General features: G+C 70.9%; 17 protein-coding genes. 6 read left to right on the forward strand and 11 right to left on the reverse strand.

Translation table 11 applies throughout. The features are described from left to right. Position 1 precedes the first annotated feature (1 nt). A complete protein-coding gene (locus ACZ5WC_RS29560) occupies positions 2–790 on the forward strand; it encodes a S16 family serine protease (RefSeq protein WP_468543685.1) in 789 nt (262 codons plus the stop codon). Here ACZ5WC_RS29560 and ACZ5WC_RS29565 read toward each other — a convergent pair. The 8 genes from ACZ5WC_RS29565 to ACZ5WC_RS29600 all read right to left on the reverse strand — a co-directional run bounded on the left by ACZ5WC_RS29565 (position 750) and on the right by ACZ5WC_RS29600 (position 7,432). Next, entirely contained in the window at positions 750–2,093 is a 1,344-nt protein-coding gene (locus ACZ5WC_RS29565) for an MFS transporter (RefSeq protein ID WP_468543686.1), read from the reverse strand. The two genes, ACZ5WC_RS29560 and ACZ5WC_RS29565, sit on opposite strands and share 41 nt — an antisense overlap. A gap of 25 nt (positions 2,094–2,118) precedes the next feature. Further along, positions 2,119–2,322 (reverse strand): hypothetical protein, encoded by a 204-nt coding sequence (locus tag ACZ5WC_RS29570; RefSeq protein WP_468543687.1) that lies wholly within the window; start codon positions 2,320–2,322, stop codon positions 2,119–2,121. 41 nt (positions 2,323–2,363) lie between these two features. Then, entirely contained in the window at positions 2,364–2,957 is a 594-nt protein-coding gene (locus ACZ5WC_RS29575; RefSeq protein ID WP_468543688.1) for an ArsR/SmtB family transcription factor, read from the reverse strand. Between the two features lie 170 nt (positions 2,958–3,127). Further along, positions 3,128–4,018: a glycine betaine ABC transporter substrate-binding protein gene (locus ACZ5WC_RS29580; RefSeq protein WP_468543713.1), complete on the reverse strand. Its 891-nt coding sequence runs from the start codon at positions 4,016–4,018 to the stop codon at positions 3,128–3,130. 113 nt (positions 4,019–4,131) lie between these two features. Next, complete coding sequence (locus ACZ5WC_RS29585) at positions 4,132–5,001, reverse strand: ABC transporter permease (protein WP_468543689.1); 870 nt, start codon at positions 4,999–5,001, stop codon at positions 4,132–4,134. Beyond that, positions 4,998–6,272, reverse strand: coding sequence for a betaine/proline/choline family ABC transporter ATP-binding protein (locus tag ACZ5WC_RS29590; protein WP_468543690.1), 1,275 nt, complete (start codon positions 6,270–6,272; stop codon positions 4,998–5,000). The genes ACZ5WC_RS29585 and ACZ5WC_RS29590 overlap by 4 nt, the downstream gene beginning before the upstream one ends. Further along, positions 6,265–6,912 carry an ABC transporter permease gene (locus ACZ5WC_RS29595; protein WP_468543691.1) on the reverse strand — a complete coding sequence of 216 codons (648 nt, stop codon included), beginning with the start codon at positions 6,910–6,912 and terminating at the stop codon, positions 6,265–6,267. Before ACZ5WC_RS29595 ends, ACZ5WC_RS29590 begins: the two co-directional genes overlap by 8 nt. Before the next feature lie 16 nt (positions 6,913–6,928). Then, a complete protein-coding gene (locus ACZ5WC_RS29600; RefSeq protein WP_468543692.1) occupies positions 6,929–7,432 on the reverse strand; it encodes an Lrp/AsnC family transcriptional regulator in 504 nt (167 codons plus the stop codon). Between the two features lie 122 nt (positions 7,433–7,554). Between ACZ5WC_RS29600 and hppD the strand changes: the two genes are divergently transcribed. Continuing rightward, the gene (hppD, locus tag ACZ5WC_RS29605; protein ID WP_468543693.1) at positions 7,555–8,700 is read left to right on the forward strand and encodes a 4-hydroxyphenylpyruvate dioxygenase; all 1,146 of its coding nucleotides are present in this window, start codon (positions 7,555–7,557) and stop codon (positions 8,698–8,700) included. Between the two features lie 82 nt (positions 8,701–8,782). Here the strand turns inward: hppD and ACZ5WC_RS29610 are convergent, their stop codons facing one another. Beyond that, on the reverse strand, positions 8,783–10,468 hold the full coding sequence (locus ACZ5WC_RS29610) for a tetratricopeptide repeat protein (RefSeq protein WP_468543694.1): 1,686 nt from the start codon (positions 10,466–10,468) through the stop codon (positions 8,783–8,785). A gap of 97 nt (positions 10,469–10,565) precedes the next feature. Here ACZ5WC_RS29610 and ACZ5WC_RS29615 point away from each other — a divergent pair, with 97 nt between their 5' ends. Then, the gene (locus tag ACZ5WC_RS29615; protein WP_468543695.1) at positions 10,566–11,933 is read left to right on the forward strand and encodes an FAD-binding oxidoreductase; all 1,368 of its coding nucleotides are present in this window, start codon (positions 10,566–10,568) and stop codon (positions 11,931–11,933) included. 22 nt (positions 11,934–11,955) lie between these two features. Here ACZ5WC_RS29615 and ACZ5WC_RS29620 read toward each other — a convergent pair whose 3' ends face one another. Further along, a complete protein-coding gene (locus tag ACZ5WC_RS29620; protein WP_468543696.1) occupies positions 11,956–12,438 on the reverse strand; it encodes an SsgA family sporulation/cell division regulator in 483 nt (160 codons plus the stop codon). Between the two features lie 247 nt (positions 12,439–12,685). Here ACZ5WC_RS29620 and ACZ5WC_RS29625 point away from each other — a divergent pair, with 247 nt between their 5' ends. Both ACZ5WC_RS29625 and ACZ5WC_RS29630 read left to right on the forward strand, forming a co-directional pair. Continuing rightward, positions 12,686–14,371 carry an RDD family protein gene (locus tag ACZ5WC_RS29625; RefSeq protein ID WP_468543697.1) on the forward strand — a complete coding sequence of 562 codons (1,686 nt, stop codon included), beginning with the start codon at positions 12,686–12,688 and terminating at the stop codon, positions 14,369–14,371. A gap of 141 nt (positions 14,372–14,512) precedes the next feature. Further along, complete coding sequence (locus ACZ5WC_RS29630) at positions 14,513–15,169, forward strand: RDD family protein (protein WP_468543698.1); 657 nt, start codon at positions 14,513–14,515, stop codon at positions 15,167–15,169. 5 nt (positions 15,170–15,174) lie between these two features. Here the strand turns inward: ACZ5WC_RS29630 and ACZ5WC_RS29635 are convergent, their stop codons facing one another. After that, positions 15,175–15,501 carry a hypothetical protein gene (locus tag ACZ5WC_RS29635; RefSeq protein ID WP_468543699.1) on the reverse strand — a complete coding sequence of 109 codons (327 nt, stop codon included), beginning with the start codon at positions 15,499–15,501 and terminating at the stop codon, positions 15,175–15,177. 389 nt (positions 15,502–15,890) lie between these two features. Here ACZ5WC_RS29635 and ACZ5WC_RS29640 point away from each other — a divergent pair, with 389 nt between their 5' ends. After that, a complete protein-coding gene (locus ACZ5WC_RS29640; protein WP_468543700.1) occupies positions 15,891–18,293 on the forward strand; it encodes an immune inhibitor A domain-containing protein in 2,403 nt (800 codons plus the stop codon). Positions 18,294–18,352: the final 59 nt, after the last annotated feature.

An 18,352-nucleotide genomic window follows, 5' to 3' on the forward strand; every position in this document is an offset into this window, starting at 1 on the left:
CGTGCTCACTCGTCTCTCGCGCCCCCGCGCGCTCGCCCTCTGCGCGCTGCCCGTCCTCGCCCTGTTCGGTACGGCGGCCCTCGCGCCGCTCCCGTTCACCCTGGCGCGGCCCGGCATGACCGCGGACGTGCTCGGCAAGGACGACGGCCGACCGGTGATCACCATCACCGGCGCGGAGACCCGGGCCACCGAGGGGCAGCTGCGGATGACCACGATCCTCGCCACCGGGCCGAAGGCGGACGTCCGCATCGGCTCGGTGATCGATGGCTGGTTCCGTACGGACCGGGCGGTCATGCCCCGGGACTCCGTCTACCCCACCGACGGCTCCGAGAAGGAGATCGAGCAGCACCATCTGAACGACATGAAGGAGTCGCAGAACGTCGCCGTCGACGCCGCCCTGAACTACCTGGACCGTGAGCCCGGGGCGATGCGGGTCGACGTCGACCTCGGGGACATCGGTGGTCCGAGCGCCGGTCTCTTCCTCTCCCTCGGCATCATCGACAAGCTCGTCGGTGACGGCTCCGGCGGCGATCTGACCGGCGGCCGGACCATCGCCGGTACGGGGACGATCAGCGCGGACGGCAAGGTCGGCGCGGTCGGCGGGGTGTCCATGAAGACGCAGGGCGCCCACCGCGACGGGGCGACCGTCTTCCTCGTGCCGAAGGCCGAGTGCCGGGAGGCGGAGGCGGAGCGGCCCGAGGGGCTGCGGCTGATCCCCGTCACGACGCTGGGCGGCGCGGTGGACTCGCTCAAGGCGCTGGAGAAGGGCGGGAAGGTTCCGAGCTGCTGACCCCGCCGATCCCGCTGCTGACCCCGTCGACCGCGCCGCTGGCCTTGTTGGCCCCGCCGACCCCGTCGGCCTTCACCAGCGGCGGGTCGTCCAGCATCCGCCAGGACGGGAACACCAGCGGGCTCAGCGTGGCCAGCAGGTACACCCCGCCCATCGCCAGCAGCGCCCCCGTAGCGCCCGCGCCCTCCACCAGCAGCCCGGCCACGAGACCGCCCACCGGCATGGCGAACTCGCAGCCCGCGGTCAGAGCCCCCGAGACCCGGCTCCGCAGCCTGTCCGGTACGCGTTCGTAGAGCACCGTCGTCAGGATCGGGTTCAGCACGCCGCCCGCGATACCGCCGAGCAGCATGGTCACCGCCAGCGGCGGTGTCGTCCCGGTCACCGCGGCGACCAGGAACCTCGGCACACCGCACAGGATCACGCACACCGTGAACACCGCCCGCCGCGGGAAGCGGTGCCCCACCGCCCCGTACAGCAGGGCTCCCGTCAGCCCGCCCGCCCCGAACAGTGCGGTCAGCAGCCCGATGTCCCGCGCCCCGCCCAGCTCGGTCCCGGCGTGCACGGGGAGAAGGACCGCGTTCCAGCCCTGGTCCGTGCCGTTCATGAACATCACCATGACCACGATCGCCAGCAGCAGCCGGTCGCCCAGCACGTGGGCATACCCCTCGCGTAGCTCGGTGCCGTACGCGCGCAGCGAGACGGGCGTCTCGGCCGTGCGCGGTTCGGCCGCGCGGACACCCCGTACGCCGACGGAGATCAGCAGGGCGGACAGGGCGAACGTCGCCGCGTCCAGCAGGAGGACCGTCTCCGCGCCGACGAAGGCGATGAGGACGCCTGCCAGGGCCGCGCCGACCATCCGCGCCCCGCGCGACACCGCGTCGAAGAGGCTGGCGGCCCGGGGGAGCGTGGTTCCCGCGTGCTCGGCCAGGTCGGGGATCATGACGTAGCGCGCGGTGTTGCCCGGGGTGTGGGCGAACCCGTTGAGCGCCATCAGCGCGCACAGCAGCCAGAAGTCGAGGGCGTCGGCGAAGTGCAGCAGCGGGATCGACGCGATGGCCGACGCGCAGACGGCGTCGGAGGCGATGGCGGTCCGGCGGCGGCCGATCCGGTCGATGACCGGTCCGCCGATGAGCGCGGCGAGGACGATCGGCAGGGTCGCGCAGAAGGCGACGACACCCGCCCGGCCCGCACTGCCGGTGGTCTCCAGGACGAACCACGGCACCCCGATCAGGGTGAGTGAAGTCCCGGCGGTGGAAATGGAGTTGGCCGCGAGCGTGGCGGCGAGCGGGGCGCGGTTCCCCATGGTCGTACCTCCCCCGAGTCCGGTGTCACGCCGTGCGGAACGCCGCGGCCGGAGGGGCGCTCCGGGTCGTCAGCCGCAGGCCCACCTCGACCAGGGTCCAGCCGATCCGGCTGCGCAGACCCATGCGGGGGAGCCGCGACTCCGCCGCCTGGGAGCGGAACTTCGCTGCCTCAGTGTGGAGTTCGGCCGCCCGGGTGGCGTGCAGGACGTGGTGGATGTCGGCATGCATGAGTAATTCCCTTCGTTCCGTGGGGTTTTGGGGTGAGGTGCTCATTCGGAGGGGCGCGGGAAGGCGTGCAGGTGAGTGCGGACGACGGCCGATCCCTCGGTGCCCTCCGGGACGCGGTCCCGGTAGCTCTGCACGAGCTCGTGCATCTTCTCGGCCATTTCCCTTGCCAGTTCCGGGGTGAGGCGGACCTTGAAGTCGCTCATGTCCCAGCTGCGCTGCCACTCCTGCGGCCAGTCGCCCATCGTGCCCAGCCAGGTGTTGAGCTCCTGGGCGTGGGTGGTGGCCGTCTCGTGCAGGACGACGTCGATGGCTCCGCGCACCTCCGGGTCGGCGTGCGTCCGGAAGTCCGAGCTGTCGAAGGTCGAGCCGTCGTGGACCGCCCGCCACCAGCGCTCGCGGCCCTTGCCGAGCTCCGGGGCGTCCTCGACCAGGCCGCTCTCCGCCAGCTGGCGCAGGTGGTAGCTGGTCGCGCCGCTCGACTCGCCCAGTCGCTCACCCAGCTTGGAGGCCGTCGCCGGGCCGAACTCGCGCAGCGCGTTCAGCAGGCGGATCCGCAGCGGGTGCGCGATCGTGCGCAGGGTGCGGGCGTCGACGGTGTGGAGCTTGTGGGCGGCGCCGCTCTCGTTGTCTGCCATGCTGCGACTGTAGAGTTGCAAAGCTTGCTTTGCAAGGCTTTTTTGCAACAGAACTTTGCAACGAAGTTTTTGCAAGGGGCCCGGGCAACGTCCCAGTCAAGGCGCCTCAGACAACGCGCCTCAGGTAACTCACGCCATGCGGCTCACGCCGTGCGCTCACCCCACGCGGCTCACCCCTCCTCGATGAACCCCTCCTCCACCAGCCATTCCTTCGCGACCTCGTGCGGGTCCTCCCCGTCCACGTCCACCTTCGCGTTCAGCGTCTGCGCGACCTCGGTCGTCAGCTTCCGGGCCAGCGGGGCCAGCAGCTCCGCGATCACCGGGTACTTCTCGAAGGTGGCCTCGTGGATGACCGGGGACGCGTTGTAGTTGGGGAAGAAGTGCCGGTCGTCCTCCAGGACGTCCAGGTCCATCGCCTTGATCCGGCCGTCGGTGGTGAACACCTCGCCCAGCAGACAGGAGTCGGACTCGGAGACCTGGGTGTAGATGATCCCGGCGTCCATCTTCTGGATGTTGGCCGCCGGGATCTTCATCCCGTACGCCTTCTCCATGCCGGGCAGCCCGTCGTCGCGGGAGGCGAACTCGTTCTCCACGCAGATCGTCACGGCGCCCGGGTCCTTCTTCGCCAGCGCGGCCACGTCCGAGAGGGTCCTCAGCCGGTACCGGGCGTTGTTCTTCTTGCTGATGGCCAGCGCGTACGTGTTGTCCAGCGGGGCGGGCGGCAGCCACACGACCCCGTTGCCCCGGTCCTCGTCCCGTACCGCCTCGTACTGCTTCCGCGGGTCGACGATCGGGTCCGCGTGGCCCAGGAACGTGATCCAGCCGGTGCCGGTGTAGTCCCACTGCGCGTCGGCGTCGCCGTTGATGATGGCCTCGCGGGCGCTGATCGAGCCCGGCAGGTTCGTCCGGTCCAGGACCTCCGCCCCGGCCGCCTTGAACACCAGGCCGGTCATCTGGCCGAGGATGATGTTCTCGCTGAAGTTCTTCGAGGTCACCGTCAGCGTCGCGCCCTTGAGCGGCTCGCCCCGGCCGACCGACCCGGGCGACACGTCGTCCACCATCGGTGAACCGCTCTTGAGCCCGCAGCCGTTCAGGAACAGGGCCAGCGTCAGGGACAGAGCCGCGATCCCCCGTACCCGGGAAGACCTCCTGAACGACCTCCTGCGCGTACTCGTCACCGCTCCTCCAGCCCGCGCGGCGTCAGCGCCAGTTCGGCCAGTGAGGCCAGCCAGTCCACCAGCAGCGCCAGCACCACCGTCAGCACCGATCCGATGACCAGCACCGGCATCCGCTGCGTCTGGATGCCCGAGGTGATCAGATCGCCCAGCCCGCCGCCCCCGCCGAACGTCGCCAGCGTCGCCGTGCCCACGTTCAGGACCAGGGCCGTACGTACTCCCGCCAGGATCAGCGGCACCGCGAGCGGCAGCTCCACCTTCATCAGGACACCCCGGCCGGACATCCCCATCCCGCGTGCCGCCTCGATCATGTTCGGCTCGATCGCCCGCAGACCGGCCACGGTGTTGGAGAGCACCGGCAGCACCGCGTAGATCACGATGCCGATGATCGCGGTGCGCGGGCCGATGCCCAGCCAGATCACCAGCAGCGCCAGCAGACCGATCGCCGGGGTCGCCTGCCCGATGTTGGCCAGCGCCGTGAAAGCCGGGGCGGCCTTCCGCAGCCGCCGCCTGGTCAGCGCGATGCCCAGCGGGATGGCGATGATCAGCACCCAGAACGTGGAGATCGCCGTCAGCCGTACGTGCTGCCACCAGCGCAGCTGCACATTGCCGCCGGAGAGCGAGTTCTCCGCGATCGAGTCCAGGTGGATGTTGGTGATCCATACGTAGGTGACGACCAGGACGACCGCCAGCACCACCGGCATCATCGCCAGTTTCCGCCAGGTGATCCGGCGCGCGGGCGCGGCCGGGGCGGGGGAGGGGTCGCTCTCCTCGTCGTGGAACGCATGGCCCTTGACGTCGTGCTCGCCCGGCGGCCGGGTGGGGGCGGCCGGGCCCTTGCCGGAGCCGGAGGGCTGACTGGGGTTCATACTCCGCCGCCACCCCCCTCCAGCTCCTGCTCCGTCTGGTGGACGCGCAGCTCCTCCAGCTCGTGCTGGTGCTCCATGGCGGTCAGCCGGTCGGCCTCCAGCAGCTCCTGCACGTTGTCCATCAGCGTCTTCATGTCGACGACCCCGATGAACTCGCCGCGCCGCCCGGTCACCGCGACCCGCCCCCCGCTGTCGGTCAGCACCGCCTCAAGCGCGTCGTGCAGCGTGGCGTCCCGGGTCACCGTGTCGTGCACCAGCTGCCCGGCCCGCGCCAGCGAACCGCGCGCCCGCATCAGATCGCCCCGCCGCAGCCACTTGTACGGGCGGTTCCTGCGGTCCAGCATCAGCAGCTCGTTGTGCGGGCCGTTGCGCAGCTTGTTGAAGATCGTCTGGAGCGGGTCCTCGACCGTCACCGTAGGGAAGTCCGCGATGCCCACGTCCCGTACGCGGGTGAGGTTGAGGCGCTTGAGAGCCGCGCCCGCGCCGACGAAGCCGGAGACGAAGTCGTCCGTCGGGTTCGTCAGGATCGCCTCGGGGGTGTCGAACTGTGCGATGTGCGACCGCTCCCGCAGTACCGCGATCCGGTCGCCGAGCTTGATCGCCTCGTCGAAGTCGTGGGTGACGAACACGATCGTCTTGTGCAGCTCGTGCTGGAGCCGGATCAGCTCGTCCTGGAGGTGGTCGCGGGTGATCGGGTCGACGGCCCCGAACGGCTCGTCCATCAGCAGGACCGGCGGGTCGGCGGCCAGCGCCCGCGCCACGCCCACGCGCTGCTGCTGCCCGCCGGAGAGCTGGCGCGGATAGCGGCCGTGGTACTCGCGCGGGTCGAGGCCCACCAGGTCGAGCATCTCCTCCACCCGGTTCTTCACCCGGGACTTCGACCAGCCGACCATCTTCGGAACCAGGGCGATGTTGTCCGCGACCGTCATGTGCGGGAAGAGGCCCGAGGACTGGATGGCGTACCCGATCTTGCGGCGCAGCTTCACCGGGTCGATGTCGGTGACGTCCTCGTCGCCGATCCTGATCCGGCCCGATGACGGCTCGATCAGCCGGTTGATCATCTTCAGCGTCGTGGACTTCCCGCAGCCGGACGGGCCGACGAAGACCACGGTCTCGCCCGCCCTGATGTCCATGGAGACGTTGTCGACGGCCGGATTCGGGTTGCCCGGGTACCTCTTGGTCAGGTTCTCCAGATGGATGGTGGCCCCGGAGGCAGCGGCCCCGTCCGCGGTCGTGGCAGCGGGATCGGTCTCGGTCTCGATCTCAGGCACGGATTCCCCTCGGGATGGTCAGCCGCCCCAGCAGGACGTACGCGGCGTCGAAGAGCAGGGCGAGCACGACGATGCCCAGCGTGCCCGCGAGGACCTGGTTGATCGCGTTGGCGCTGCCCAGCGAGGCGATGCCCCGGAAGATCTCGTTGCCGAGGCCGGGCCCGGAGGCGTACGCGGCGATGGCGGCGATGCCCATCAGCATCTGGGTGGATACCCGGATGCCGGTCAGGATCGGCGGCCAGGCGAGCGGCAGCTCCACCCGGCAGAGCCGGGCCAGCCGGGACATCCCGATGCCCGTCGCCGCGTCGACCAGCGAGGGGTCGACGCCCCGCAGTCCGACGACGGAGTTGCGGACGATCGGCAGCAGCCCGTACAGGGTCAGGGTGATCACGGTCGGCGCGACGCCGAGACCCACCAGCGGGATCAGCAGACCGATCGCGGCGAGGGAGGGGATGGTGAGGACCGTCGCCGTGGAGGTGATGGCGAGCGAGCCGCCCCAGCCGCTGCGGTAGCTCACCACCCCGATGACCACGCCCAGCACGGTGGCGATGACCATGCACTGGAAGACCGCGCTGACGTGCTGGAACGCGTCCGTCAGGAGCTGCTGGTGGCGGGTGTTCAGGTACTCCCAGAAACTCACACAGCACTCCCTCGGCTCAGTCGGTCCTGGGCCCTCGGCCCTCGGCTCGGTCGGTGTCCTCGGCCGCCTGTTCCACCAGCGGGATGATCCGCAGCGGAACCGGGTTCTCCATGACGATGGCCGTGGAGGCCCGAACAATGCCATCAAATCCGACAACCCGGTCGATCACCCGCTGAAGATCGGCGTTGGAGCGGGCGACGAGCCGGCACAGCATGTCGCCGTGGCCGGTGGTGGTGTGCAGCTCCAGCACCTCCGGCACCCCGCCCAAATGGGCCCGCACGTCGGCCCCTTGGCCCTGTTTGATCTCCAGCGTGGCGAACGCGGTGACCGGATAGCCGAGCGCCGCCGGATCGACGTCCGGGCCGAAACCCCGGATGACGCCATTCGACTGAAGGCGGTCCAGCCGCGCCTGCACGGTCCCGCGCGCGACCCCGAGCCGCCGGGAGGCTTCGAGGACACCGATCCGCGGTTCGCGCGCCAGGAGCACGATGAGCCGCCCGTCCAGATGATCGATCGCCATGATCCCGCCTTCGATGGTCAGCCTGTACAGATAGTCCGGCCATCATGGCGATGGACTGAGCAGTTTGACCAGTGAATGCGCGAACTATTGCGCACCTTGCGAAGTGGGGAGAGCCTTCGAACATGACTGAGACTCTGCACACCAGCCCCGAAACCGTCCGGCAGGCCGACCCCTTCCCGGTCAAGGGAATGGACGCGGTCGTCTTCGCCGTGGGCAACGCCAAGCAGGCCGCGCACTACTACTCGACCGCCTTCGGCATGAAACTGGTCGCCTACTCCGGACCGGAGAACGGCAGCCGAGAGACCGCGAGTTACGTCCTGACCAACGGCGCCGCCCGCTTCGTGTTCACCTCGGTGATCAAGGCCTCCACCGAGTGGGGCACGTTCCTCGCCGACCACGTCGCCGCGCACGGCGACGGGGTCATCGACCTCGCGATCGAGGTCCCGGACGCCCGCGCGGCATACGCGTACGCCGTCGAGCACGGTGCCCGGGGCATCACCGAGCCGCACGAGGTCACGGACGAGAACGGCACCGTCGTCCTCGCCGCCATCGCCACGTACGGCGAGACCCGCCACACCCTGGTGGAGCGCTCCGGCTACGACGGCCCCTACCTCCCCGGCTACGTGGCCGCCGACCCGATGGTCGAGCCGCCCGCCAAGCGCACCTTCCAGGCCGTCGACCACTGCGTCGGCAACGTCGAGCTCGGCAAGATGAACGAGTGGTGCGCCTTCTACAACGAGGTCATGGGCTTCACGAACATGAAGGAGTTCGTCGGCGACGACATCGCCACCGAGTACTCCGCCCTGATGTCCAAGGTCGTGGCCGACGGCACCAAGAAGGTGAAGTTCCCGATCAACGAACCGGCGATCGCGAAGAAGAAGTCGCAGATCGACGAGTACCTGGAGTTCTACGGCGGCCCCGGCGTCCAGCACCTGGCGCTCGCCACCAACGACATCGTCTCGACGGTGCGCACCATGCGGGCCGCGGGCGTCCGGTTCCTGGACGTCCCCGACTCCTACTACGACACGCTCGGCGAGTGGGCGGGCGAGACCCGGGTGCCCGTGGAGACCCTGCGCGAGCTGAAGATCCTCGTCGACCGCGACGAGGACGGCTACCTGCTCCAGATCTTCACCAAGCCGGTCCAGGACCGCCCGACCGTCTTCTTCGAGATGATCGAGCGCCACGGCTCCATGGGCTTCGGCAAGGGCAACTTCAAGGCCCTGTTCGAGGCGATCGAGCGCGAGCAGGCCAAGCGCGGCAACCTCTGATCCGCGCTGCCGGTGCAGAACGCCGCCGCGGCCCGGGGCAGTACCCCGGACCGCGGCGGCGTTCACCGTTGCTCCGTCCGTCTCACGGACTCTTCGAAGCGGATGCCGAAGAAGCGGATGCCGAAGAAGCGGGTGCCGAAGCCGACGGGGAGGGGGCCGGGGCCGAGTCCGGGGACTTCGAGGGAGCCGGAGCCGGGGCCTCGGTCTTCTTCGTCTCCGTCTCCGTCTCCGGCTTCGTTTCCGTCTCCGGCTTCGGCTCGGGGGCGGGCGGCCGCGGGGGTGCCCACATGACGCCGGGGCCGCCCGGCGGCGGGTCGCCGAGCGCCTCCAGGGCCTGCTTCGCCAGCGGCGCGGCCAGCGGCGAGAACGCCGGGTTGGTGCGCAGGGCCTCCTCCAGATGGCGGCGGGCCGGACCGTAGTCCCCCAGCTCCCGCTGGATCACGCCCAGGTGGTACGCGTACGAGGCGTTCCGCACCCCCGTGCCCACGGCCTGCGCCGCGTACTCCAGGCCCTCCTGCGACCTGCCCGCCCGGTGCAGCGCCCAGCCCAGCGCGTCCGCCACCGCCGCACTGCGGTGCTGCGCCCGCCACTGGGCGCGCAGCAGCTCCACCGCCGCCTCCGGGTCGCCGTGATCGCTCTCGAACCGGGCCAGCAGCAGTGACTCGTCGACCCCGGCCTTCTTCGCCTCGGCCACCATCTCCCGCAGCTTCGTGTACTGGCTGCGGGCGTCCCCGTCCAGGCCCTGCGCCTCGTACAGCTCGCCCAGTTCGAGGACGTACTCCGGGCGCGGCAGCTTCTCGATCGCGCTCTGGTACGCGGCCAGCGCCTCGTCGGCGCGGTCCAGCGCCACCAGGGCCCGGGCCTTCCCGGCCAGCGACACATGATGGTCGGCCTCCGTGGTCAGCGCCGCGTCGAACTGCGCCACCGCCTCCGCCGGCTCGCCCCGTTCCCAGGCCAGCTCGCCAAGACGGTGCAGCGCCTCGGCCTTCTCAGCCGGCGTGGTCGCCCGGTCGGCCGCCTCCCGGGCGGTGGCCAGGGCGTCCTCGCGCCAGCCCTGGCCCCGGTACAGCTCGGCGGTGCGGGCCAGCGCCGGGACGCCCTTGCGCAGTTCGCCGAACTTCTCCGTCGCCGCGGTCGCGGCCTTGCGGTCGCCGAGCCCGGTGTACGCGTCGATGAGGACGGGGTACACGCTCCAGGTCTTCGGCTGCTGCTTCCGCACGGTCTCGCCCCACCGCTTCGCCGCGAGGAAGTCGTGCCGGGCGTTGGCCAGCGCCGCGAGTCCCACCCACGCCTCCCCGTTGCCGTCCTCGCCCGGCCGGACCTCCAGCGACCGCTTCAGGGCCTGCTCGGCGCGGGCGTAGTACGCCGGGTCCGCCGAGCGCCGTGCCCACTCCACGTACGCCGTGCCGAGCGTCGCCCAGGACGGGGCGTCGGAGGGGTGCGACTCCACCCACTTCTGCCGGTCCCCGATCAGCGCCGTGAGGTCCGAGAGCGCGGCGGGGGAGCCCGCGGCGGCCGCCGCCTCGGCCCGCTCGACCGGTCCCGGCTCCTTCGGGCCGTCGTCCCCGCCCGGTACCGCCACCAGCGCCCCGGCCAGCAGCACCCCCGCGGCGACCGCCCCGAGCGCGGCCCGGCGCAGTGTGGTCCGCAGAGTGGGAGGAGGCGGCGGTACGGCGGTGGCGCCTTCGGCGGGCATCGCGTGGGGGGCGTGCGGGGACGGCTCGGGCGGCCGGCGGGACTCGGGATCCTGCTGGGGCATGACATCCATGACCATCACTGTGCGTCAGTCATACGAGCACACCGCGCCTTGGGATCGCTGCCGCATACGGGTTCACACCATTGGCCCCGGGTGACACGCTTGGATCATGAGCGATCTCCTCGAACGGCTGCGCGCGGGACTGCCTCCCGAGGCCCTGATCACCGATCCGGACGTCACCGCGTCCTACGCGAACGACATGGCGAGCTTCTGCGAGGCGGGCACCCCGGCCGTCGTCGTCCTCCCGCGCACGGTCGAGCAGGTCCAGCACGTCATGCGCACCGCGACCGCGCTGCGCGTCCCGGTCGTCCCGCAGGGCGCCCGTACCGGCCTGTCCGGCGCGGCCAACGCCTCGGACGGCTGCATCGTGCTCTCGCTGGTCAAGATGGACCGGATCCTGGAGATCAGCCCGGTCGACCGGATCGCCGTCGTCGAGCCGGGCGTCATCAACGCGGTGCTCTCACGCGCGGTCGGCGAACACGGGCTGTACTACCCGCCGGACCCCTCCAGCTGGGAGACGTGCACCATCGGCGGCAACATCGGCACCGCGTCCGGCGGCCTGTGCTGCGTGAAGTACGGGGTCACCGCCGAATACGTCCTGGGCCTGGAGGCCGTCCTCGCCGACGGGCGGCTCCTGACCACCGGCCGCCGCACCGCCAAGGGCGTCGCCGGCTACGACCTCACCCGGCTCTTCGTCGGCTCCGAAGGCAGCCTCGGGATCGTCGTCAAGGCCGTCCTCGCGCTCAGACCGCAGCCGCCGCAGCAGCTCGTCCTCGCCGCCGAGTTCCCCTCGGCGGCCACCGCCTGTGACGCTGTGTGCCGGATCATGGAGCGCGGTCACACCCCGTCACTCCTCGAACTGATGGACCGGACAACCGTGCGTGCCGTCAACCAGCTCGCCTCCATGGGGCTGCCCGAGTCCACCGAAGCCCTGCTGCTCTGTGCCTTCGACACCCCCGAACCGTCGGCGGACCTCGCCGCCGTCGGGGAGCTGTGCACCGCCGCCGGGGCCACCGAAGTGGTCCCGGCCGACAACCCGGCCGAGTCCGAACTCCTCCTCCAGGCCCGCCGGATGTCGCTCACCGCGCTGGAGGCCGTCAAGTCCGCCACGATGATCGACGACGTCTGCGTCCCGCGCTCGCAGCTCGGCGCGATGCTCGCGGGCACGGCAGCCATCGCCGAGGAGTACGACCTCACCATCGGCGTCTGTGCCCACGCGGGCGACGGCAACACCCACCCCGTCGTCTGCTTCGACCACACCGACCCCGACGAGTCCCGCCGGGCCCGGGAGTCCTTCGACGCGATCATGGCGCTCGGCCTGGAGCTCGGCGGAACCATCACCGGCGAACACGGCGTCGGTGTCCTCAAGAAGGAGTGGCTCGCCCGCGAACTGGGGGAGACCGGCATCGAGCTCCAGCGGTCCATCAAGGCCGCCTTCGACCCGCTCGGCCTCCTCAACCCCGGCAAGCTCTTCTGACCCCTGCTCCTTACGAGGGCCCTCACGCCTCACCGTCCTGCGACGGCGGCTCGTCCGCCGACCACGGGTCGCCCAGCCACAGGTCGTCGGCGGGCAGCGGGGCCAGCAGCTCCGCGAGTGCCTCGTCGAGGCCGAGCCGGTCGCTCTCGGTGCCCGGCGGCACCACCCGCAGCGTCCGCTCGACCCACGCGGCCACTGCGGCCGAGGGCACTTCGAGGAGGGCGTTGCCGTCGGGGGAGGTGAGGGCCACGCAGATCACGCTGCGGCCCGCGATCTTCGTCGGCCAGATCCGTACGTCCCCGTGCCCGCACGGCCGGAACACGCCCTCCACCAGCAGCTCCCGGGCGAACGTCCAGTGCACGGGCGACTCGGAGCCGATGTGGAAGGCGATGTGCACGGCGTAGGGGTCGTCGGTGCGATACGTCAGCCGGGCGGGTACGGGGATGGACCGCTCGGGGGACAGGACGAGCTTCAGCTCCAGCTCACGTTCCACGATGTTCATCATGAGAATGCACGACCTTCCGGTGCTCGTGGGCCGGTCCCATGACCGTCCCGCACAAGGAGAGAGCGCCCTCCCCGCCACCTATTACGCGACTTCTCAAAAAAACTTCGGGTCATCTCGAAAGTGGTCCCAAACAGGCGGACCGGCCCGGGGGCGGGCGGCTGTCTGATAGATGTGGACCCTTGTATTGAGGCCGTCCACCCGCCCGGCGGGGACGGCCTGAGGCCTCGAAGAGATACGGGACCCGCTGATGAGCGCGCCAACTCCGGCACCCGGTGACGAAAGCCCCCGCGAGGGCTACTACCCCGACCCGTCCATCCCCGGATACGTCCGGTACTGGAACGGTGCGTCCTGGGTCCCCGGTACGAGCCGACCCGCGCCCCAGCAGGCCGATCCGGACTCCCCGGGGAGTCCTCAGGCCCAGGCCCCGTCCCCGGCACCGGCGACTCCCTCGGCTCCTGTGGCTCCTGTGGCTCCCGTGACTCCCGCGGAAGAGACCGGTCCGATCTTCTTCGACGAGGAGGACGACGCGGCCCCGGCATCCTTCGGCCCTTCCGGCTCCTCCGGACCGGCCGGGGCGGACGGCCCGGAGGCCGCGTCCGTCTGGCAGGCGGACACCGCCCGCCAGACCGGCTTCGGCGGCGAACGGGACCGTCGGGTCTCCTGGGGCGGTGCGACGCCGGAGCCCGGGGCCCCGGCGCCGCAGCCCGGTCGGCCCGCGGACCCGAGGGCGGCCGCCGCTTCGCCGCCCGTCGACCCGCGCGGTTCCGTGGCGCAGGACCCGACCGGCGGCGCCCTGCCGGGGATGCGGGACGGCGGCGACCGGGCCCCCGTCCCGGCCGGGTCGCGCCCGCCCACCGAGGGCACCGTCACGATCCGCGCCGTCGGCCGGGGCGGCGAGGCCGGTCCGGCCGGCCGGCATGAGGCGGGGTCCGCCCCCGGCGAGGGCACGATGACGATCCGGGCACCCGGCGCGGGCGGCCGGTCCACGGCCCCCGGGACCGCACAGCCGGACTCCGGCGCCCCACAAGGCCCGCAGACCCCGCAGCCCATCCCGGCCGCCCGGAACGCCCCGGCCGCCCCGAACCCGACGACCTCGCGGGCCCCGGCCCCGCAACCGCCCGCGACACCCCAGGGCCCGCTCCAGGGCCCGGTCCAGGTCCCTGCTCCCGCCCCGACGCCCGCTCCCGTTCCTGCCCCGACGCCGACGCCGACGCCGACCCCGGCCTCGTCCACCGCCCCCGAGCCCGCCCCGGCCGCTCCGCATTCCCCCCTGACCCCCGGGCCCGGCGGCGGATCGGCCTCCTGGGCACAGCAGGTTCACCAACTGGCCCAGCCCGACCCGCAGCAGGCGCCCCAGCAGCCCCAGGGCCCCGGCGCCGACCAGCAGCCCGTCGTGCCCTGGAAGCCGCCGGTCGACGACCCCTTCCAGCAGCTCGCCCGCTCGCAGGCCTCGGCCCGGCCCGCCGGTCTCGGCAAGCGCCTCGCCGCCCGGCTGGTCGACAACCTCGTGCTCGGCGCGGCCGTCGGCGCGGTGGCCGTACCGCTGACCGCGCAGGCGCTGGATCACATCGACCGGAAGATCACCGCGGCGGAGCAGACAGGAGAGACCGTCACCGTCTGGCTGCTGGACGCCACCACCGGGGCGCTGCTGGGTGCCGTGCTCGGCGCGTTCCTGCTCCTCGGCTTCCTCCTGGAGGCGCTGCCCACCGCCAAGTGGGGCCGGACGCTGGGCAAGAAGCTCTTCGGGCTCGACGTACGGGACATCGAGTCCCACGACACGCCCTCGCTGGGCGCGGCCCTGCGCCGCTGGCTCGTCTACGGCGTGCTGGGCGTCCTCGCCCTCGGGGTGGTCAATGTGCTCTGGTGCCTGTTCGACCGCCCCTGGCGCCAGTGCTGGCACGACAAGGCGGCCCGCACCTTCGTCGCCGGCTGACCGGCTGACCGGCTGACCGCGTTCCGGAAGAGCGTGGCCGGGCGGGCGGCGGCAAACCTGTTTAGACTCGTATGCCGCTGCGCGTCCCCCGAACGCACCTGAGCCGTTGCGGGCCCCGGTGGGGCGGGATGCACTGCCCCCATGAGCAACGACCAGCCGACGCCCGGCCAGCCGCCCGAGGACGACGATCCGTTCCTCAAGAAGCCGCAGGAGCCCCCGCCGCCGTCCGACGGTCAGCCGTACGGCAGTACACCGCCCCCTCCGCCCCCTCCGCCGCCGCCGAACGACCCGTACGGCAGCGGCGGTGGCTTCGGGGCGCCCGACCCGCTGGCCGGAATGCCGCCGCTGGCCGAGCCCGGCAAGCGCATCCTGGCGCGGCTCATCGACTTCCTCATCATCTCGATCCCGCTGTATCTGATCTCGCTGCCGTGGGGCGGCGCGGTCGATGTCGACGGGGGCGGGGACAGCGGGTTCAACGCCGCTTACACCGGCCAGCAGTTGGTGTGGTCGCTCATCGGCCTGGTGGTGTACGTCGCGTACGACACGTACTTCACGCACAAGGACGGCCGCACCGTGGGCAAGCGGCTGCTGAAGCTGCGGGTCGCGATGCTCAGCGACGGGCGGGTGCCCGACACGAACGCCGCGCTGACACGGGCCGTCGTGCTGTGGGCCCCGGCGCTGCTGTGCTGCCCGTGCCTGTGGTGGCTGATCAACATCGTGCTGATGTTCACCGACAAGCCCTATCGGCAGGGCCTCCAGGACAAGGCGGCCAAGACCGTCGTGGTCGTCGTCCCCTAGGGGCCTCAGCGGCGCAGCGAGTGCTCACCCGCCCGCGCGGACGTGGAGGCGGGAGCGGACGCGGAGGCGGGCGGACGGGCCCCCGGGACCTGCTCCCGCGCTCCGATTCCCTCCAGGGCCCGGTGTGTACGGGCGGCGGCAGCGGTCGGTGCGGCGCTCGTCGTCGTGGCGGGCAGGGTCAGGGCCGCCAGCAGGCCGAGCACCAGTGAGGCCGTGCCGATGGCGGCCACGCCGACGCCCGACTCCGTACGGAACAGGAGCAGCAGGGCGAGGGCCGTGACGACGACGGTGGCCGAACCGTAGGCGAACTGAGCGGCAGTCGGACGCGGCATGGCGGTTTCCGTCCTCGGGACGTCGGATGGGCGGGCGGTCGACGCGGTCGCGGTGTCGAGCGACCCTACGACGGTGGATGCCCGAGCCGGACCGGCGGTAAGCGTGACCTAACCCACGGTACTGGTGCACAGGGGGCGCACGGAGTCACGTCTCGGCCAACCGAGCTGTCCGGCGCGCCTGTTGACGACAGTGCTCATTCCTGGTGGGTTATTTGCCGTCCGCATACCGGAATGGTCGTCCTGCATAGTGCACTTGGCCTGTTCAAGTCAAGGTCTGTCTTTTCTCTCATAACTTCGATCGAATGTCGTCACTTGTGACGCGTTTACGCGGGCGGCCCTCTCCATACCCCCCTGGCCGCTGCGCGGACGCCCGGGGAGGACTGCATCAAGTGACCAATCAGAGACGGGCGCTTCGCGCCGCTGCTGTTGTCGTGGCCATGGCCGCGACCGCGGCGACGGCGTCGACCTTCGCCACCGCCCAGGCGCATGAGAACACGCCGGGCTCCGCCGCCCCCATCGTCGACCGCCAGGACCCGGCGCCGGCGAAGGGGCATGTGGAGCACAACCTGGAAGGCCCCTTCAGCGAACAGCAGGCGGCGCAGCGGGAGGCCGCGCTGGAGGAGGTGCTGTCCGGGGACAAGAAGGTGTCGAACCGGGGCGGCTCCAAGGTCGTCAAGCTCGACAACAAGAAGTACGTGGAGCTCGGCCGGGAGAAGACCGACAAGATCTTCACCATCCTGCTGGAGTTCGGCGACAAGGTCGACGACACCACGATGTACGACCCGGACGGCGACGGCCCCAAGCCGCCGGTGAAGAAGTACGGCGGCGCCCCCGGCCCGGCGCACAACGAGATCGCCGAGCCGGACCCGGAGAAGGACAACAGCACCGCCTGGAAGGCCGATTACAACCGGGAGCACTTCCAGAAGCTCTACTTCGGCGAGGGCAAGGGCGTCCACTCGCTCAAGACCTACTACGAGAAGACCTCCTCGGGCCGCTACTCGGTCGAGGGCGAGGTCTCCGACTGGGTGAAGGTCGAGTACAACGAGGCCCGCTACGGCTCCAACTACTGCGGCCAGTCCAACTGCGCCAACGTCTGGGACGCGGTGCGCGACGGCGTGAACGCCTGGGTCGCCGACCAGCAGGCCAAGGGCCGTACCGACGCCGAGATCAAGGCGAACCTGGCCGAGTACGACCAGTGGGACCGCTACGACCACGACGGCGACGGCAACTTCAACGAGCCCGACGGCTACATCGACCACTTCCAGCTGGTCCACGCCGGTGAGGACGAGTCGGCCGGCGGCGGCGCCGAGGGCACCAACGCCATCTGGGCGCACCGCTGGTACGCGTACGGCACCAACGCCGGTTCGACCGGCCCGGAGTACAACAAGGCCGGTGGCGCCCAGATCGGCGACACGGGCATCTGGGTCGGCGACTACACCGTCCAGCCCGAGAACGGCGGCCTCGGCGTCTTCGCCCACGAGTACGCCCACGACCTCGGTCTGCCGGACCTGTACGACACCTCCGGCGGCGGCGAGAACTCGGTCGGCTTCTGGTCCCTGATGTCGGCGGGCTCCTGGCTCGGCACCGGCGACGGCGAGATCGGCAACCTGCCGGGCGACATGACCTCCTGGGACAAGCTCCAGCTGGGCTGGCTCGACTACGACACGGCCAAGGCGGGCAAGACCTCGCTGCACAAGCTGGGCGTCTCGGCGTACAACACCAAGAACCCGCAGGCGCTGGTCGTCGAGCTGCCGGAGAAGGCCGTCACCACCACCGTCGTCAAGCCCGCCGAGGGTGCGAAGCAGTGGTGGAGCGACATGGGCGACGACCTGTCGAACACCCTGACCCGCTCGGTGGACCTGACCGGCAAGTCCAAGGCCACGCTGGACCTTTCGGGCTGGTACGACATCGAGGCCGACTACGACTACCTCTACACCGAGGTGTCCGACAACGGCGGCAGCAGCTGGACCGCGCTCGACGGCACCGCCGACGGCAAGGCCCTCCCGCGCGACGCCAGTGACAAGCCCGCCCTGACCGACGTCTCGGGCGACCACAAGGAGCTCTCCTTCTCCCTGGACGCCTACGCGGGCAAGAAGATCGACCTCCGCTTCCGCTACCAGACGGACGGCGGCGTGAGCGGCAAGGGCTTCACGGCCGACGAGATCACCATCACGGCCGACGGCGCCACGCTCTTCTCGGACAACGCAGAGGGCGACGACAACGGCTGGACCTCGAAGGGCTTCTCGCGGATCGGCGAGTCGTTCACGGCGGACTACCCGCAGTACTACATCGCGGAGAACCGGCAGTACGTCAGCTACGACGAGACCCTCAAGGTCGGCCCGTACAACTTCGGTTTCTCCGCCACGCGCCCCAGCTGGGTCGAGCACTACGCGTACCAGACCGGTCTGCTGATCTGGCTGTGGGACACCTCGCAGAAGGACAACAACACCTCCGTCCACCCGGGCCAGGGTCTGATCCTGCCGATCGACTCGCACGCCAAGCCGCTGAAGTGGAAGGACGGCTCGCTCCTGCGCAACAAGATCCAGCCGTTCGACGCGCCGTTCAGCTGGTACCCGAACAAGGGCTTCACGCTCCACAACGCGGACGTCCCGGTGAGGATCAAGTCCTCGTTCGGCAACCCGGTCTTCGACGACCGCAGGGGCACCTACTGGTACAAGGAGAACCCCACGGGCAGTGTCAAGGTTCCTGACACGAACACCCGCATCTCCATCGTCCACGAGCCGCGCAACGGCTCCACGATGACCGTGCTGGTCAGCCCCTCGGGCCGATAATTCCGTAAAATCGCAGGTCAAAGCATGATCGGCCGTCGCCCTCTAGCGGGCGGCGGCCG

The organism is Streptomyces sp. NPDC033165, from assembly GCF_055577965.1.

Bases quoted from the DNA above. Each gene is read 5' to 3' on its own strand.
- ACZ5WC_RS29570 (WP_468543687.1), bottom strand. From the start codon at position 2,322: ATGCATGCCGACATCCACCACGTCCTGCACGCCACCCGGGCGGCCGAA.
- ACZ5WC_RS29610 (WP_468543694.1), bottom strand. From the start codon at position 10,468: ATGGATGTCATGCCCCAGCAGGATCCCGAGTCCCGCCGGCCGCCCGAG.
- ACZ5WC_RS29565 (WP_468543686.1), bottom strand. From the start codon at position 2,093: ATGGGGAACCGCGCCCCGCTCGCCGCCACGCTCGCGGCCAACTCCATT.
- ACZ5WC_RS29600 (WP_468543692.1), bottom strand. From the start codon at position 7,432: ATGGCGATCGATCATCTGGACGGGCGGCTCATCGTGCTCCTGGCGCGC.
- ACZ5WC_RS29575 (WP_468543688.1), bottom strand. From the start codon at position 2,957: ATGGCAGACAACGAGAGCGGCGCCGCCCACAAGCTCCACACCGTCGAC.
- ACZ5WC_RS29635 (WP_468543699.1), bottom strand. From the start codon at position 15,501: ATGCCGCGTCCGACTGCCGCTCAGTTCGCCTACGGTTCGGCCACCGTC.
- hppD (WP_468543693.1), top strand. From the start codon at position 7,555: ATGACTGAGACTCTGCACACCAGCCCCGAAACCGTCCGGCAGGCCGAC.
- ACZ5WC_RS29615 (WP_468543695.1), top strand. From the start codon at position 10,566: ATGAGCGATCTCCTCGAACGGCTGCGCGCGGGACTGCCTCCCGAGGCC.
- ACZ5WC_RS29620 (WP_468543696.1), bottom strand. From the start codon at position 12,438: ATGATGAACATCGTGGAACGTGAGCTGGAGCTGAAGCTCGTCCTGTCC.
- ACZ5WC_RS29630 (WP_468543698.1), top strand. From the start codon at position 14,513: ATGAGCAACGACCAGCCGACGCCCGGCCAGCCGCCCGAGGACGACGAT.
- ACZ5WC_RS29585 (WP_468543689.1), bottom strand. From the start codon at position 5,001: ATGAACCCCAGTCAGCCCTCCGGCTCCGGCAAGGGCCCGGCCGCCCCC.
- ACZ5WC_RS29580 (WP_468543713.1), bottom strand. From the start codon at position 4,018: ATGGTGGACGACGTGTCGCCCGGGTCGGTCGGCCGGGGCGAGCCGCTC.
- ACZ5WC_RS29625 (WP_468543697.1), top strand. From the start codon at position 12,686: ATGAGCGCGCCAACTCCGGCACCCGGTGACGAAAGCCCCCGCGAGGGC.